The following is a 15,675-nucleotide window of genomic DNA, read 5'->3' as shown; positions in this document are numbered from 1 at the left end:
GCGCTTCTGGAGGCAATCATGCATTCCCCGCTGGCACTGGTTCGCGATCCCGCGGCTGATATCGATGCATCGCCGCGTGCCGCTGAACCCTTCGATGCTCTTGAACATCTGGTCGGCGTGAATCTCGCCCGTTTGCGCGCCGAGCGCCAACTTTCGCTCGACGCCTTGGCCCGTGCTTCGGGCGTTTCGCGGGCGATGCTCGCGCAGATCGAGTCAGCGCGCAGCGTGCCGTCGATCAAGGTGCTGTGCAAGGTGGCATCGGCGTTGAAGGTCTCGGTGGCCGCGTTCTTGCGGCGTCATGCGATCAACGGCTTCGAGCATTTGCCGGCGGAGCGTTCGTCGCGGCTCGTCAGTTCGAATGGGCGCTTTTCAGCCCGGCCGCTGTATCCGGATGCCGAGCCGACCGCCGCCGAGTTCCACGAGCTGCGTATCGCGCCGCTGCATACCGAGGCCGGTACGCGCCGCGCGCCGGGCACCACGGTGAATCTGGTGGTGAGCGAAGGCACGCTGGAAGTCAGCGTGCACGACCAGCGCCAATTGCTGGCAACCGGCGACGCGATCGTGTTCGACGCCGACCAGCCGCACAGCTTGCGCAATCCCGGTGACACCGAAGCACGCGCGTTTCGCGTGACGCTGAAGGCGGAAACGCCGCCGCGCTGGGACGTGCCTGCGCCGCATGATTTGACGCGCCAGGCAGCGCCGGTTTGACGAATGAGGTTTTTCAGGCGGATGTGCTGTGAGGATCGGCTGTGAAGCAATGTCCGTCTAATCAGTGGGGTTGCGCTGCAGGTTTCGCGCGACTGTTGTATTCTTTGCCAGCCGGTCGATCCGGCAATCAGTGCGTCTTCAGGGCGGGGCGAAATTCCCCACCGGCGGTATGCCGGCAGCGCGAAAGCGTGAGCCGGTGAGCCCGCGAGCGCCCGCGTCGTCAATGTGTTTGGAACTGTGCAACTACGTTGCATGGGACCAGAGTAAGTGCTTTGCATGGGACCAGAGTAAGCGCTAAAGCGCTAACTCTGATCGGCAGCTAAAGCGCTAACTCTGGTCGACAGCACTTGCATGGGACCAGAGTAAGAGCTTTGCATGGGATCAGAGTAAGCGCTAAAGCGCTAACTCTGATCGACAGCTAAAGCGCTAACTCTGGTCGACACGGGGTCAGCAGATCTGGTGAGAAGCCAGAGCCGACGGTTAGAGTCCGGACGGAAGAAGATGTGCAGATAGTCATGTTCGTTTCCGTGGCGCCGCTAGAGGCTGGAGCGGTGCACGAGCGCCGCTTTGCGCGGCGTTCAACGGCGCGTCTTTGTCTATTTGCAATGCCCTGAAACGTTTCTCGCCCAACTTTTGCGATGAGCGTTTCAACTATGTCTTTTGCAACTTTTCCTGCACCGTCGACGATTGCGGACGATGCATTCCTCGATCTTCCCCTGCTCGCCACCGAGCCCGTTCCGCCACGTATCGCCGCCGCCTTGCAAGCCATGCGCGATGGCCGCGCAGTCGTCCTGCAAGACGATCACGACCGCGAGAACGAAGCCGATCTGATCGTTTCCGCCGAGCGTCTTTCCGTCGAAACCATGGCCTTGCTGATCCGCGAATGCAGCGGCATCGTCTGCCTGTGCCTGCCCGACGACAAAATCCGCGCACTCGAACTGCCGCCGATGGCCGTCAATAACGAAAGCCGTCATGGCACCGCATTCACGGTCTCGATCGAAGCTCGCGATGGCGTGACCACCGGCGTGTCCGCACTCGATCGCGTGACGACAATCCGCGCAGCCATCAGCGATACGGCGAAGCCTGCCGATATCGTGCGTCCGGGCCACGTGTTCCCGCTGCGTGCGCAGCCGGGCGGCGTGCTGGCACGTCGCGGCCACACCGAAGGCACGGTCGATCTGGCGATTCTCGCGGGTCTGAAGCCGGCCGGCGTGCTGTGCGAGCTGATGAACGCGGACGGCACGATGACGCGCGGCGCGGATGTGGAGCGCTTCGCTCAACAACACAATCTGCCGATGCTGACGATCGCCGAGCTGGTGGAATTCCGCCAGGCGCTGGCGACGGCGCGCGAATGCGTGGCCGATGAGGCTTGATGCGTTAAGGGTGTGCCGCGTGCGGCGAGGTGATCCGGTTGGCGATTGATCGCGAACGCTTTGTCGCGCTGGACGACGGCGCCGATCAGCGCGAACTCGACGCACTCTCGCGCGCGTTTGAAAAAAACAAAACCCCACCTCGGAAAAGACGTGGGGTTAGTCAGCGGTCTGAAGCCTGAAGCCTGAAGCCTGAAGCCGGCTATTGCAGCCGGCTTTTCTCTTCTCTCACCCGTTAAGACTGCACGTCGCCAAACTCCCCCCGCACGCCGGCTTCGACCAGCGCGGGCAGCTCATCCATATGCTTCATGATGCGTGTCATACCCATCTTGCGCAGCGCATCCGCGTAACCGTCAGGGATATGGCTCGCACCGACGAAGGCAATCGTCTTCATGCCCGCCGCACGCGCGGCATTCAAACCGGCCACGCTATCTTCCACGACGACGCATCGCGCCGGTTCCACACCGAGCGCTTTCGCAGCGAACAGATACACATCCGGAAAAGGCTTCGGGCGCGCCACCTGTTCGGCGCTGAAAATCCGCTCGCCAAAAATCTGCTGCAAACCCGCGCGCCGCACTGAAGCATTCACGCGCGCCATCCGGCTGTTCGACACGACCGCGGCCGGCAGCGTCACGCGTTGCAATGCGTCGCGCACGCCGTTGATCGGGCTCAGCGATGCCGCGAGCGCGAGCTCGACGTTGTGTTCGATCGTATTGAAGAAATCAGCCGGCAGCGTGATGTCGAACGACTTCTCGATACCTTCGAGAAAGCGCGAGGTCTGCTGGCCGAACGCCGTTTTGACAACGGGTTCGAAGTCGAGGCCGGGGAAGGTGGCGGACAGCGTTTCGAGCATTACGCGGTCAGCGATGATTTCGCTGTCGACGAGCACGCCGTCGCAGTCACAGATGAGGTGGTCGATCATGCTTTAAAGCGGAAAGCGAGAGGCGCGCGGGCAAGACAATGGCAAGCTCTTACGCGGAGATTGAAAGCGTCATGATACGTGCTTTGGCGCCACGTGCGCGGCGCCATCGCTTTCCGTCGGCGCTTATTTGCGCCTTGAGCGTGCGCGTAGTGCGGCTCGTGCGCGCGCTATATGCACCCTATATGTGCCCTGTGTGCGCTGCAGGATCAGTGCGCGTGCAAATACAGATACAGCCCCGTTGCCAGCGCGCCGCCAAGCAGCGGGCCGCACACCGGAATCCATGAATAATGCCAATCGCTGTCGCGCTTGCCCGGAATCGGCAGCAGCGCGTGCATCAGACGCGGCGACAGGTCGCGCGCCGGGCTCATCGCGTAACCGGTCGGGCCACCGAGCGAAATACCGATGCCGAGCACCAGCAGGCCGACCGGCAATGCGTCGAGCGCGCCCAGGCCGACTTGCGGCGAAGCCAGGTACAGCACGCCGAGAATCAGCACGAACGTCGCGATCATTTCGGTGAGCAGGTTATGCGGCACGCTGCGAATCGCGGGCGACGTGCAGAACACGCCGAGCTTCACGTCGGCATCGCCTTCTTTCGCGAAGTGTTGACGATACGCGATCCACACGAACAGCGCGCCCGCCATGCCGCCGAGCATCTGCGCCGCGATGTAGCCCGGCGCTTTGGCCCATGCGAATTTGCCGGCCAGCGCGAGGCTGATCGTCACGACAGGATTCAGGTGCGCGCCGCTGTACGATGCCGTGACGTACACGGCGATGAACACGGCCATCGCCCAGCCCATCACGATCACGATCAGGTCCGCACCTTTGCCTTTGGTGCGGGCGAGCAGCACGTTGGCGACTGCGCCGTTGCCGAGCAGCACCAGGAGCGCGGTGCCGATGAATTCCGCAATGTAAGGAGACATGGTTTGTTATCCGAAATATAGTTGTTAGGGAAGCCGCGGGATAAGCGGCTTCGTTATGTCGAAAGGTATTGTGTGAAAGCTGGGATCAGGGCGTGTCGGCCCAGGCCTTCGCGGCGCGAATCGCGCGCTTCCAGCCGTCGAGGCATTCCTTGACGTCGGCGTGCGGCAGGGCAGGCGTGAAACGGCGATCGAGCGCCCATTGGCTCTTCAGTTCGTTCACGTCTTTCCAGTAGCCGACCGCGAGACCGGCCAGATATGCCGCGCCCAATGCGGTCGTCTCCGATACCTTCGGCCGTACTGCGTCGACGCCGAGAATGTCCGCCTGGAACTGCATCAGCAGATTGTTCGCGCAGGCGCCGCCGTCCACGCGCAATTCGCCGATGCGAATGCCGGAATCGGCTTCCATCGCTTTGAGCACGTCGAGCGATTGATAGGCGATCGAGTCGAGCGCGGCGCGGGCGATATGCGCCGCGCTCGTGCCGCGCGTCACGCCGAACAGCGTGCCGCGCGCACGGGCGTTCCAGTGCGGCGCGCCGAGGCCGGCAAACGCGGGCACCAGATACACGCCGTCGCTATGCGCCACGCTGCGCGCCATCGTTTCGATTTCCGCGGCGTTCTTGATGATGCCGAGGCCGTCGCGCAGCCATTGCACCACCGCGCCGCCGATGAAGATACTGCCTTCGAGCGCGTAATTGATCTGATCGCCGATTTGCCAGGCGATCGTGGTGACGAGATTGTTCTTCGATTCGATCGGCTTTTCACCGGTGTTCATCACGAGGAAGCAGCCGGTACCGTAGGTGTTCTTCACGATGCCCGACTCCGTGCACATCTGGCCGAACAGGGCCGCGTGCTGGTCGCCGGCGATGCCCGCGAGCGGAATCCTGGAAGCGAACACGGTGGTCTTGGTCGGCCCGTACACTTCCGAGGACGCACGCACTTCCGGCAGCATGTTGCGCGGAATGTCGAGCGCTTCGAGCAGTTCGTCGTCCCACTTCAGCGTGTGGATGTTGAACAGCATCGTGCGCGACGCGTTGGTCACGTCGGTGACGTGCAGGCCGCCCTTGGTGAAATTCCACACCAGCCAGCTATCCACGGTGCCGAAGGCGAGGCGGCCTTGCCTGGCCTTTTCGCGTGCGCCTTCGACGTTGTCGAGAATCCAGCGGATTTTGGTCGCGGAGAAGTACGAATCGATCGGCAGGCCGGTTTTGGCGCGGACTTTTTCTTCGAGACCCTGCTCTTTGAGCTGATCGCAGAAGTCGGCGGTGCGGCGGTCTTGCCAGACGATCGCGTTATAGATCGGATGGCCGGTTTCGCGGTCCCACACGATGGTGGTCTCACGCTGATTGGTAATGCCGATCGCGGCGATCGAGGTGCCGTTCATGCCGGCCCGAGTGACGGCTTCTGCGGCGACGCCGGCCTGGGTCGACCAGATTTCCTGCGGATCGTGTTCGACCCAACCCGGACGCGGATAGATTTGCTGGAATTCTTTCTGTGCGGTCGACACGATGTTGCCGAGCCGGTCGAACAGCATCGCGCGGGAGCTGGTGGTGCCTTGGTCAAGCGCGAGGATGTACTGATCCTGCATTGTCTCTTCTCCATGCGTTTTATGAATCGCCGGATTGCTGACCGGCGACGGGAACGGCTTGTTGTTTTAAGCGGGCTGCAACAGTTTGAGGTGGTGCGTCCCGGCTTTGTCAGTAGCCGGGGGGGTGAAAATCGATTCGGTTCATGCGGGTTTATCCACGGAGCCGGGCCGCGTTGCTATAGCCTCGTTAAGCGGTCTGGCTAGGTGGCGTAACTAAATGGCCTGGCTAAATGGCCTGACTGAGTGGACCAACCAAGTGCCTTAACTAGGCTAGGCGCTCTGTCGGACCGGCTCGCGGGCAAACCACGCGTCAATCTCGTGTGTGATCGAATCGAGCGTGCCCGGTTCGACGTGCAGGCCGAGTTTCGAGCGGCGCCACAGCACGTCCTGCGCGCTGCGCGCCCATTCGGTGTCGCGCAGATAGGTGAGTTCGGCTTCATAGAGACCTGGCGCGAAAGCGCGGCCGAGGTCGGCCACCGAGCGCGCATTGCCAATGACGTCCTTCACGCGCGTGCCGTACGCACGAGCGAGGCGGTGAGCCAGATCGGCGGGCAGCCACGCGTTCTGCTGCCTGAAGCCGGTGAGGAAGCGCTCGAAATTGGCTTGCGGAATATCGCCGCCGGGCAACGGCGCACCGGCCGTCCACGAAGGCGTGCCCTTATCCAGCGCGTGTGCGAGTTTGCCGACGGCCTCTTCCGCCAGCTTGCGGAACGTCGTGATCTTGCCGCCGAACACAGACAGAAGCGGTGCTTCGCCCGCGGGCGCGTCGAGTTCGAGCGAGTAATCGCGCGTGACCGCCGACGGGTTGTCCGCGCCTTCTTCCTCGAGCAGCGGACGTACGCCCGAGTAGGTCCAGCGCACGTCCTGCGGCGAGATTTTCTGCTTGAAGTAGCGGTTGATCGAGTCGCACAGGTACTGGATTTCGTCGGCGTCGATCGCTACTTGCGACGGATCGCCGCGATATTCGAGGTCGGTTGTGCCGATCAGCGTGTAATCGTGTTCGTACGGAATCGCAAAGATGATCCGCTTGTCCGGATTCTGGAAGATGTACGCGTGATCGTGTTCGAACAGGCGGCGCGTGACGATATGGCTGCCCTTCACGAGGCGCACGCTGTGCGTCGCCTCGCGGCCAAGCGCGCCATGCAGCAGTTCGCCGACCCACGGACCGGCCGCGTTTGCGATCGAGGCAGCGCGCACGTCGAGGATCGTGCCGTCCGCGCGCTTGAGTTGCGCGCGCCATTCGCCGCCGGCGCGCACCGCGCTCAGCAGTTTGGTGCGCGTGAGAATCGTTGCGCCGCGTTCCTGCGCATCCAGCGCGTTCAGCACGACCAGACGCGCGTCATTCACCCAACCGTCCGAATACACGAAACCGCGCTTGATCGAGTCGATCAGCGGTGCGCCGGCAGGATGGTTGCGCATGACGATGCCGCGCGAACCGGGCAGGAGTTCGCGTCTGGCGAGGTGATCGTAAAGGAACAGGCCGGCGCGAATCATCCAGGCCGGGCGCAGATCGGGCATGTGCGGCATCACGAAGCGCAGCGGCCACATGATGTGAGGCGCCGCGCGCAGCAGCGTCTCGCGCTCCTGGAGGGCCTTGCGCACCAGCCTGAACTCGCGGTACTCGAGGTAGCGCAGGCCGCCGTGAATCAGCTTGGTGCTGGCCGACGACGTATGGGCCGCCAGATCGTCCTGTTCGCAGAGCAGCACCGACAGGCCGCGGCCCGCCGCATCGCGTGCGATGCCTGCGCCGTTGATCCCGCCGCCCACGACGAGCAAATCGTATCTCGAGCCTTGCGTCACCTGCTGTGTCCCCTGCGTTGTATCCGGAATGCTGTTTGGAAAGACTATCGAACCGATAGTGTTCGTTTGCGAACTTTAATGAACATATTCGAAAAAGTAAAGTTCGGTTTTCGTAGGCGCCCCTCTAGTGGTTGGCTAAGGTGGTGGCGTAACGCGCGGCCACGGACGATACTCTCGGCAGCAGCCATTGCGAGGTGAATTCATGCGTGGACTTTGGATGATCGGCGCCGCTGCGGTCCTGACGGGATGCGTCAGCTCGCCGAGCTTGAACGGGACGATGGGTGCGCCCTCGTTCGCATCGTTGCAACAGATGTGCAATGCCCAGACAGTCGACTACGGCAACGACGCGCAAGGCGTCTACGCGACGCTGTTCGATGCGTACGTGGCGAACCGGCGCGGCAAGTTGCCGAAGGACGATTACTGCGCGTTCCAGGCGTCGCTTGCGCAGCGCTATACGAGCCAAGGGCTGAGTGCCGATCCGCAGGTGCGTAATCAATGGGTTGTGTTCTTCACCGACCAGCGGGCCAAGGCGTTGAGCTGGCGCGCGGCGGTCGACCCGACGTTGCGCGCGGGCTGAACTTCGCACCAGCTTTTCTCCACCCGGTCCTTCCCGCTGGCTATTCGCGTTGAGTGAGCTGGCGGGCTAACGCGGGGCTAACGCCGGGCTAGCCGCGCTGCGGCTGGGCGCCGCGCCACAACATCTTGCGAATCTGCGCGAACACGGCCTCGCGCGTCGGCGCCTTGCTCCCGGCGGGTTGTTGCGCTTGTGGCAAAGGCAGCTGATTGGCGAGCGCCAGCATAGTGAAGCCGTGCAGGCTTGCCCAGTAGGCGTAGCCGATCAATTGTGGATCGCCTTCCAGAATGCCCGCGGCAACGAGCTGCTCGAAGTGCGCCCCGAGCATGCTCCAGGCGCGGTGCGACGCAGCGCCGAGTGCCGGGTAGGCGCCTTCCTGCTGGGTCATATCGAACATCAGGCGGTAGGCATGCGGCTCGTCGAGTGCGAATGCCACGTAGGCGTCGCTGACGGCGGAGCGGTCGGTGGCGGGAGCCTGTTTCGCCGCCGCTTCGAGTCGCGCCGCGAAGCGGTTGAACGCCGCGGCGCGGACCATCGCCAGAATCTCGTCCTTGTCGCGGAAGTAGCGATAGGGCGTCATTGCGCTGCAACCCAGCTCCTTCGCCAGTTCGCGCATCGTCACGCCTTGCGCCCCGCGCGTGGCGAACGCGTTTTCGGCCACGCGCCGCATGGTTTCGCGGAATTGCTGGATGTCGTTGGCGGAGAGCGTTTTTGGCATGCGCGAAGGCTGAAGGTCCGTCGCGTCAATTTACTGTGTAAATGAATTGGGCACAACACAGTGGCCGTCGGTTACGCGGCAGCTTGGTTTGAGGCAAAAAGAATTTGCGGCAGCTTTACAAAGACGAGGCCGCGCGCGATGTCACCGCGGCGCAACCGCCGTCATGCTGCCGGTCGTCGGCTTCAGACTCTGACGTATTACTAGGAAAAACGTTTGATGGCCCGGAGTGCGCTGTCGCCGGTTTCGGTCACGCGCCATTGTTCGTCGCCCGATGCGAGCCGTTCGAGTTGCACAAGCTGGCGTTCCAGCAGGGCGTCGAGTTCTTCTCGCGCCATATCGACTTGAGTGGGGGCGTCCTTGACGAGCAACAACGTGGCGAATTCATGCGGACTCAGCATCGTTCTCTCCATGTCAAACTAACGCGGACGGCCTTGCTGGCGACTGGCCGAATGCCAGTGAAGTCCGCTAGAGGATCAGGCGGGAGGTGCGGCTATCACGACAGGTTCACGCTGCCGGCGCTCCGCGTAACGCGGAACGGACGCCGGGGAACTGGAGTGTAGTCAACCGCCGGGCAAACGCCAAAGGGACCCCAGTAAATATTCCCTTTGACAATTGGGACCCGCAGAGGCGGTTTGGAGCAGCGGCCAGATCCTTGATTTCACTCGAAGTTTCGCGTGCACTGCAACATGGCCGAAGACGCCTGGATTACTCGGCGATATACACCTGGCAATTGGCGGCAGCGAGCGTTTCGTTCATCTCGGCGGGCGGTGCGGCGTCGGTGAAAAGCGCGTCGATCTGGTCGAGATGACCTTGGCGGACGAGCGCCGGGCGGCCGAATTTGGAGTTGTCGGCGGCGAGAAACACCGTGCGCGCATGCTGGATGATCGCCTCGGCCACACGCACTTCGCGGGTGTCGAAATCGCGCAGCGTGCCGTCCGTTTCAATGCTCGACGTACCGATGATCGCGAAGTCCACCTTGAACTGCCGGATGAAGTCGATCGCCAGTTCGCCGACGATGCCCTTGTCCCATGGCCGCACGATGCCGCCTGTCACCAGCACCTCGCAATCCGGATAGCCGCTCATCATGCTGGCGACGTTCAGATTGTTGGTGATGACGCGCAGGCCGCGATGCCGGTTGAGCGCCCGCGCGACTTCCTCGGTGGTCGTGCCGAGGTTGATGAAGAGGGACGCCTGGTCGGGAATGTGAGTGGCCACTAGCGTCGCGATGCGCCGTTTCTCTTCGTGGAACATCCGCTGACGCGCTGTGTACGAAACGTTCTCGGAGCTGGTCGGCAGACTGGCGCCACCGTGATAGCGGCGCAGCAGGTTCATGTCGGCGAGCCAGTTGACGTCGCGGCGGATCGTCTGCGGGGTCACGTCGAAGTGCGCCGCGAGGTCGTCCACGGTCACGAAGCCGTCGCGTTGCACCCACTCCAGCAGTTCCTGTTGCCGGGCGTTGAGAGTCAGGCGGGGGTCTCGGGTCATGTGTCTCGGGTCGTGGGTTTTTATCGGCGCTGCCTGCTACCGGTGCAATATGCCGAGCCGGAAAACGGGTCATGCGTGAACGAGGGTGTGCGTATTGTAAGACCATCGAACGTCTTGCCTGCCAACTCGTGCGTCATGGTTCGGACTCAGGGCGACCCTGCAGCGGCCCATTCAGGTGATTTATGCATTTATTCATTTGATAAATGAATTTGTTTTTTGTGCCGGATCGCGCTGCAATCCAAGGCTCCGCGTTTTACCCGCGTGTTACTTGTTTCCCCATGGTTTCCGGCGTTCGAGAACGCGCCGGGCCGTGCTATCGAGAGTGTTCGACATGACTGGCTTCAACTGGCAAAACCCCTACCCGACGCCGCGTCTGCCTGTATTCGCGCGCAACATCGTTTCGACTTCGCATCCGCTCGCCGCGCAAGCCGGCCTGCGGATGTTGTGGAAAGGCGGCAATGCCGTCGACGCGGCGATCGCGGCGGCTGCCGCCATCACCGTGGTCGAGCCGGTGTCGTGCGGCCTTGGCGGCGACGCCTTCGCGCTGGTGTGGGACGGCAAGAAGCTGCATGGCCTGAATGCGTCGGGCGTCTCGCCGGCGGCGTGGAATGTCGATTACTTCAAGCGCAAATACGGCGAGGAAAATGGTCTCGCGAAGCAACCCAAGCGCGGTTGGGACGCGGTAACGGTGCCCGGCGTGATCGCGGGCTGGGAAGCATTGCATCAGAAATTCGGCTCGCTGCCGTTCGCCGATCTGATGGAGCCGGCGATCGAGATCGCCGAGCGTGGCCATGCGGTGGCGAGCATCGTGGCCTACAAGTGGGCGGCGGCCGTGCCTGAACTGAAGGACCTGCCGGGCTTCGCGCAAACCTTCATGCCGCGCGGCCGCGCGCCGGACGTCAGCGAACTGGTGCGCTTTCCCGGCCACGCGAAGACGCTGCGCAAGTTGGCAGAACAAGGTCCGCGTGCGTACTACGAAGGCGAGATCGCTGAACAGATCGCGGCGTTTGCGCGTGAAGGCGGCGGCGCGTTGACCCTCGACGATCTGCGCAACTACCGTGCGGATTGGGTCGAGCCGATCGGCAAGGATTATCGTGGCTACACCGTGCATGAAATTCCGCCGAACGGCCAGGGCATCGCGGCGCTGATCGCGCTGGGCATCCTCGAAAAGTTTGACGTGAGAGAACTCGCCGTCGACAACGTCGAGTCGCAGCATGTGCAGATCGAAGCCATGAAGCTGGCGTTCGCCGACGTCTACCGTTACGTTGCCGATCCGCGTTCGATGGAAGTCACGCCCGAACAGATGCTCGGCGACGCGTACCTCACGTCGCGCGCGAAGCTGATCGACCCCAGGCGCGCCATGCGGTTCGACTTCGGCATGCCGAAGGCCGGCGGCACGATCTACATGTCGGTGGCGGACGAGCGCGGCATGATGGTCAGCTTCATCCAGTCGAACTACATGGGCTTCGGCTCGGGCATCGTGGTGCCGGACAGCGGCATCGCGATGCAGAACCGCGGCTGCGGTTTCTCGATGGACCCGAAGTCGCCGAACGTGGTGGAAGGCGGCAAGCGGCCGTTCCACACGATCATCCCGTCGTTCCTGACGCAGCAGGTGGACGGCCGGCAGGAAGCGGTGATGAGCTTCGGCGTGATGGGCGGCGATATGCAGCCGCAAGGCCATTTGCAATCGATCGTGCGGATGCTCGACTACGGTCAGCAACCCCAGGCCGCCTGCGACGCGCCGCGCTGGAAGGTCAACCGCGATTTCACGATCGACATCGAATCGACGCTCGATCCGAAGACCGCCGCGGCGCTGCAGAAGCTGGGCCACACGATCAAGTCGGTCGACGATCCATACATGGATTTCGGCTCCGGCCAGTACATCTGGAAGCTCGACCGTAACGATCCGGAGCGCGGCTACGTGGCGGCGAGCGACAGCCGTCGCGACGGACTGGCAGCGGGGTTTTGAATGAACATCCCCGCGTCGCAACCCGCGACAGCTTCCGCCTATTCCACGCCCGCGCCGTAGCCCGCGACAGCTTCGCTCCATTCCACGCCTGACCGGCACCCTTTTCAAGTCAAAGCCAGCTCGCCGAGCTGGCTTTTTTTGCGCAGTGCGTGCACCGCATGTAACCAACCGAAGCATTCGATTACCGTGAAATTGGAACTGCGGCGGTCCGGCATGGTCTGTGCTGGGTTATCTGCAGAGTTGCTAAACACCGGCTAAGATGCAAGATACAAGGGGTTAACTCTAATTCAAAGCGTTGTATCTGACACGGCGGACCGTCCTTGCGATAGCGGGCGGTTTCGAGCGGGCTCCGCGAGTCGATACAGCTTTCGGAGCAAAGACACAATGCACACTGAGCTGAACCATGTGATGCCCTGGCGGATCGAGGATATCGACCTCACCCGCATAGATCGCCAGAAGGCAGCCGCAAACGAAGACCTGCTGCTTCTGTTGTGCGCCGCTTCGTTTATCGAAAGCGGCACTGATCTTTACACCAGCAATCTGAGCACCTTCTTCAACGGTGACCCCGAAGTCTCGGCTTGGCTCAACCAGGAATGGGAGCCGGAAGAGATGCAGCACGGCCGGGCTCTCAAGACGTATGTCGCCTACGTCTGGCCTGAGTTCGATTGGGACACTGCGTTCCGCAATTTCATGGAAGAGTATTCGCTGACCTGCTCGGTCGAAGACTTCGAAAAGACCCGCGCGCTCGAAATGGTTGCTCGCTGCGTGGTGGAGACGGGCACCGCAACGTTGTATCGAGCGATTGGCGAATGTTCTGACGAGCCGGTGCTCAAGCAGATCACCGACAACATTCGCACTGACGAAGTCCGTCACTACAAACACTTTTTCAGGTTCTTCAAGAAGTACAACAAGATCGAAGGCAATGGCCGTCTTGCGGTTCTCGGTGCGTTGATGCGCCGCGTGCTGGAAATCAAGAACGAAGACTCGGAGATCGCGCTGCGGCATGTCTTCGCGATTCGTTATCCGGAACGCGTGCACGATTCGGCCTATAACCGCGAACGCGCGGCCCGCATCAATGCGCTGGTGCGGCGCAATCTGTCGGCGGACATGTGCGTGAAGATGCTGCTCAAGCCGCTCGATCTGCCGGCCAAGATCCAGCCGGGCGTGCATTACCCGCTCGCCAAGATCACGCAACATGTGTTCTTTCGCTGAAGTTTTGCCGCGGAGTCCACGGCGTACAGATGAAAACGAATGGCCCGCTTGTGCGGGCCATTCGTTTTCCGAGGCATGATTGATCCTGGCGACCCTCGCAACCTGTTTCTGACCGGATCGATACGATGAGCGATTTTCCTTCACCCGAGCGTGCGCTCGAACAGAACGTGTTCGACGAATGGCCTGACGCCGTCCGCACGTTATTCGACGGTTCGTCGCTGGCGAGCAAGACGGGGTTCACCGCGTCGCTGCTCACTGTCGATGCGAACGGCCACGTGCGCACGTCGCTGCTCGGCGTCGGCGAGTTGTACGCGCCTGACTCGCGCTCGCTGTGCATAGCATTGTGGCCGCAGGCCCGGGCGGCGCGCGTGATCGCGCAAAACGGACGGGCCGCACTGACGTTCGTCTGCGAGGAGACGTTCTATCAGGTGCAGTTGCGCTGGACGCCGCTAGCGGGCGTGACAGGCGATGACAGCGGCCTCGTGTACCTGATCGGCTCGATCGACACAGGGGAGGCGCAGAGCGTGCGTTATGCGCGCCTGACAAGCGGCATTACGTTTGAGCTGGAAGCGGAAGGGGAGGCGGTGCTCGATCGATGGGAACGGCAGATCGAGCACCTGAAGCAGGCTGCCGCTGCGGCTAGCCATTAGTCTGGGACTACGGCCAGCGAGCAGGCAGCGCTTAACGCTTAACGGCCGCGCTGGCCGCTGCGCGTCGGCTGGCCGCCACGCGGCGCGTCGTTGCGCGTCTTCGCGCCGCCCAGCAAGGCCCCCGGATTGCCGCCTTGCGGCTTTGCACCCTGCGGCTTGCGCGGCGCATGCTGCGCGGCGCTGCCTTCGTGCGCCGCTGCACGCGGCTGACCGTCATGACGCTGGCCGTCGCGGCGCGGCTGGCCGCCGTTGCCGGCCGGTTTTGCACCTTGCGGCTTCGGCTGCTGCTGACCATTCGCCGGACGCTGACCCGAACGCTGCGCCGGCTTTGCAGACGACGCCCCATCGCGGCGGCCGCCGTCACGCTGGCCACCCTCGCGCTTCGGCGCACCCTGGCTTTGGCGCGGCTGACGATTGCCACCGCCGCCACCACCCTGGCCACGGCGCAGAATCGGTTCCGGCTTCGCAGTCGGATCCGGCTCGAAACCGGCGATCACTTCCTGCGGCACCTGACGCTTGATCAGCTTCTCGATGTCCTTCAGCAGTTGCAGTTCGTCGACGCACACCAGCGAAATCGCTTCGCCCGATGCGCCTGCACGACCGGTGCGGCCGATGCGGTGCACGTAATCTTCCGGCACGTTCGGCAAATCGTAGTTGACCACGTGCGGCAGCTGATCGATATCGATGCCGCGTGCGGCGATGTCGGTCGCGACCAGCACTTGCAGCGTGGCGTCCTTGAACTCGGCGAGCGCACGGGTACGGGCCGACTGGCTCTTGTTGCCGTGAATCGCCAGTGCGCTGATGCCGTCTTTCGTCAGCTGTTCGGCAAGGCGGTTCGCGCCGTGCTTCGTGCGCGTGAACACCAGTACCTGGAACCAGTTGTGTTGCTTGATGAGGTGCGTGAGCAGCTCACGCTTCTTATCGCGGTCAACCGGGTGAATCTTTTGCGCGACCAGTTCAGCCGTCGTGTTGCGGCGGGCGACTTCGATCAGCGCCGGCGAGTCGAGCAGGTTGTCGGCGAGCGTCTTGATCTCGTCGGAGAAGGTGGCCGAGAACAGCAGGTTCTGACGCTTCGGCGGCAACTTCGCGAGCACGCGCTTGATGTCGTGGATGAAGCCCATGTCGAGCATGCGGTCGGCTTCGTCCAGCACGAGAATCTCGAGATGCGACAGGTCGATGGTCTTCTGCTGCATGTGGTCGAGCAAACGGCCCGGCGTTGCGACGACGATGTCCACGCCGCTGCGCAGCGCGCCGATCTGCGGATTGATGCCGACGCCGCCGAACATCACGGTCGACTTCAGCTTCAGATACTTGCCGTAGGCGCGCACGCTTTCTTCGACCTGGGCGGCCAGCTCGCGCGTCGGCGTGAGGATCAGCGCGCGCACGACGCGCTTGCCCGACGCCGTGGTGACAGCGGGCATGGTGTTCAGACGCTGCAGGATCGGTAGCGTGAAGCCGGCGGTCTTGCCGGTGCCAGTCTGCGCGCCGGCCAGCAGGTCGCCGCCGTTGAGCACGGCGGGGATCGCTTGCGTCTGGATCGGAGTCGGGGTGGTGTAGCCGAGTTCGTGTACGGCGCGGACCAACGGTTCGGACAAGCCGAGGGAATCAAAAGACATAAATGCTCTTTGCAATGCAGTTTCGCGGACGGCGCCAGGCGGCACCAATTGGGTCCAAAGCGGGCCCAGGCGGGTACAAGCTGGTACAAGCACGGCATGAACACACCCGCATGGCGCATTCGAGGCCAAAGCCCAGTTCCGTTCGC

14 protein-coding genes are annotated in these 15,675 nt (G+C 62.7%); 6 read left to right on the top strand and 8 right to left on the bottom strand.

Annotated features, from left to right (window positions below):
• The first annotated feature begins 18 nt into the window (after positions 1-18).
• Together AYM40_RS17370 and ribB are read left to right on the top strand one after the other, a co-directional pair.
• On the top strand, positions 19-708 hold the full coding sequence (locus AYM40_RS17370) for a helix-turn-helix domain-containing protein (protein WP_063497298.1): 690 nt from the start codon (positions 19-21) through the stop codon (positions 706-708).
• 653 nt (positions 709-1,361) lie between these two features.
• Positions 1,362-2,081, top strand: coding sequence for a 3,4-dihydroxy-2-butanone-4-phosphate synthase (ribB, locus tag AYM40_RS17365; RefSeq protein WP_063497297.1), 720 nt, complete (start codon positions 1,362-1,364; stop codon positions 2,079-2,081).
• A gap of 232 nt (positions 2,082-2,313) precedes the next feature.
• Here ribB and AYM40_RS17360 read toward each other — a convergent pair whose 3' ends face one another.
• The 4 genes from AYM40_RS17360 to glpD all read right to left on the bottom strand — a co-directional run bounded on the left by AYM40_RS17360 (position 2,314) and on the right by glpD (position 7,305).
• Positions 2,314-3,000: an HAD family hydrolase gene (locus tag AYM40_RS17360; RefSeq protein WP_063497296.1), complete on the bottom strand. Its 687-nt coding sequence runs from the start codon at positions 2,998-3,000 to the stop codon at positions 2,314-2,316.
• Positions 3,001-3,206: 206 nt separating this feature from the next.
• A complete protein-coding gene (locus tag AYM40_RS17355) occupies positions 3,207-3,920 on the bottom strand; it encodes an MIP/aquaporin family protein (RefSeq protein WP_063497295.1) in 714 nt (237 codons plus the stop codon).
• Positions 3,921-4,005: 85 nt separating this feature from the next.
• Positions 4,006-5,505, bottom strand: coding sequence for a glycerol kinase GlpK (gene glpK, locus AYM40_RS17350; RefSeq protein ID WP_063497294.1), 1,500 nt, complete (start codon positions 5,503-5,505; stop codon positions 4,006-4,008).
• 270 nt (positions 5,506-5,775) lie between these two features.
• Positions 5,776-7,305, bottom strand: a complete 1,530-nt coding sequence (glpD, locus tag AYM40_RS17345) for a glycerol-3-phosphate dehydrogenase (protein WP_063497293.1) — start codon at positions 7,303-7,305, stop codon at positions 5,776-5,778.
• Between the two features lie 202 nt (positions 7,306-7,507).
• On the opposite strand from glpD, the gene AYM40_RS17340 reads away from it, so the two are divergent.
• Complete coding sequence (locus tag AYM40_RS17340; protein ID WP_082855119.1) at positions 7,508-7,882, top strand: hypothetical protein; 375 nt, start codon at positions 7,508-7,510, stop codon at positions 7,880-7,882.
• An 88-nt stretch (positions 7,883-7,970) separates the two neighbouring features.
• Here the strand turns inward: AYM40_RS17340 and AYM40_RS17335 are convergent, their stop codons facing one another.
• From AYM40_RS17335 to AYM40_RS17325, 3 genes are all read right to left on the bottom strand, one after another.
• A complete protein-coding gene (locus AYM40_RS17335; RefSeq protein ID WP_063497291.1) occupies positions 7,971-8,597 on the bottom strand; it encodes a TetR/AcrR family transcriptional regulator in 627 nt (208 codons plus the stop codon).
• Between the two features lie 200 nt (positions 8,598-8,797).
• A complete protein-coding gene (locus tag AYM40_RS17330; RefSeq protein WP_063497290.1) occupies positions 8,798-8,995 on the bottom strand; it encodes a hypothetical protein in 198 nt (65 codons plus the stop codon).
• 307 nt (positions 8,996-9,302) lie between these two features.
• The gene (locus tag AYM40_RS17325) at positions 9,303-10,082 is read right to left on the bottom strand and encodes a DeoR/GlpR family DNA-binding transcription regulator (protein ID WP_063497289.1); all 780 of its coding nucleotides are present in this window, start codon (positions 10,080-10,082) and stop codon (positions 9,303-9,305) included.
• Between the two features lie 331 nt (positions 10,083-10,413).
• Between AYM40_RS17325 and AYM40_RS17320 the strand changes: the two genes are divergently transcribed.
• The 3 genes from AYM40_RS17320 to AYM40_RS17310 all read left to right on the top strand — a co-directional run bounded on the left by AYM40_RS17320 (position 10,414) and on the right by AYM40_RS17310 (position 13,913).
• Positions 10,414-12,051 (top strand): gamma-glutamyltransferase family protein, encoded by a 1,638-nt coding sequence (locus AYM40_RS17320; RefSeq protein ID WP_063497288.1) that lies wholly within the window; start codon positions 10,414-10,416, stop codon positions 12,049-12,051.
• 384 nt (positions 12,052-12,435) lie between these two features.
• Positions 12,436-13,263, top strand: coding sequence for a ferritin-like domain-containing protein (locus tag AYM40_RS17315; RefSeq protein ID WP_063497287.1), 828 nt, complete (start codon positions 12,436-12,438; stop codon positions 13,261-13,263).
• A gap of 125 nt (positions 13,264-13,388) precedes the next feature.
• Positions 13,389-13,913, top strand: a complete 525-nt coding sequence (locus AYM40_RS17310; RefSeq protein ID WP_063497286.1) for a pyridoxamine 5'-phosphate oxidase family protein — start codon at positions 13,389-13,391, stop codon at positions 13,911-13,913.
• Between the two features lie 38 nt (positions 13,914-13,951).
• Here the strand turns inward: AYM40_RS17310 and AYM40_RS17305 are convergent, their stop codons facing one another.
• Positions 13,952-15,529 (bottom strand): DEAD/DEAH box helicase, encoded by a 1,578-nt coding sequence (locus tag AYM40_RS17305; protein WP_063497285.1) that lies wholly within the window; start codon positions 15,527-15,529, stop codon positions 13,952-13,954.
• Between the last annotated feature and the right edge of the window lie 146 nt (positions 15,530-15,675).

The organism is Paraburkholderia phytofirmans OLGA172, from assembly GCF_001634365.1.
Taxonomy (GTDB): Bacteria; Pseudomonadota; Gammaproteobacteria; order Burkholderiales; family Burkholderiaceae; genus Paraburkholderia.
This window is presented reverse-complemented; position numbering and strand designations above follow the sequence as displayed.

Excerpts from the sequence above, each read along its gene's own strand:
- glpK (WP_063497294.1), bottom strand. The coding sequence starts at position 5,505 with ATGCAGGATCAGTACATCCTCGCGCTTGACCAAGGCACCACCAGCTCC.
- AYM40_RS17325 (WP_063497289.1), bottom strand. The coding sequence starts at position 10,082 with ATGACCCGAGACCCCCGCCTGACTCTCAACGCCCGGCAACAGGAACTG.
- ribB (WP_063497297.1), top strand. The coding sequence starts at position 1,362 with ATGTCTTTTGCAACTTTTCCTGCACCGTCGACGATTGCGGACGATGCA.
- AYM40_RS17370 (WP_063497298.1), top strand. The coding sequence starts at position 19 with ATGCATTCCCCGCTGGCACTGGTTCGCGATCCCGCGGCTGATATCGAT.
- AYM40_RS17305 (WP_063497285.1), bottom strand. The coding sequence starts at position 15,529 with ATGTCTTTTGATTCCCTCGGCTTGTCCGAACCGTTGGTCCGCGCCGTA.
- AYM40_RS17340 (WP_082855119.1), top strand. The coding sequence starts at position 7,508 with ATGCGTGGACTTTGGATGATCGGCGCCGCTGCGGTCCTGACGGGATGC.
- AYM40_RS17315 (WP_063497287.1), top strand. The coding sequence starts at position 12,436 with ATGCACACTGAGCTGAACCATGTGATGCCCTGGCGGATCGAGGATATC.
- AYM40_RS17310 (WP_063497286.1), top strand. The coding sequence starts at position 13,389 with ATGAGCGATTTTCCTTCACCCGAGCGTGCGCTCGAACAGAACGTGTTC.
- AYM40_RS17320 (WP_063497288.1), top strand. The coding sequence starts at position 10,414 with ATGACTGGCTTCAACTGGCAAAACCCCTACCCGACGCCGCGTCTGCCT.
- AYM40_RS17335 (WP_063497291.1), bottom strand. The coding sequence starts at position 8,597 with ATGCCAAAAACGCTCTCCGCCAACGACATCCAGCAATTCCGCGAAACC.
- AYM40_RS17355 (WP_063497295.1), bottom strand. The coding sequence starts at position 3,920 with ATGTCTCCTTACATTGCGGAATTCATCGGCACCGCGCTCCTGGTGCTG.
- AYM40_RS17360 (WP_063497296.1), bottom strand. The coding sequence starts at position 3,000 with ATGATCGACCACCTCATCTGTGACTGCGACGGCGTGCTCGTCGACAGC.
- AYM40_RS17330 (WP_063497290.1), bottom strand. The coding sequence starts at position 8,995 with ATGCTGAGTCCGCATGAATTCGCCACGTTGTTGCTCGTCAAGGACGCC.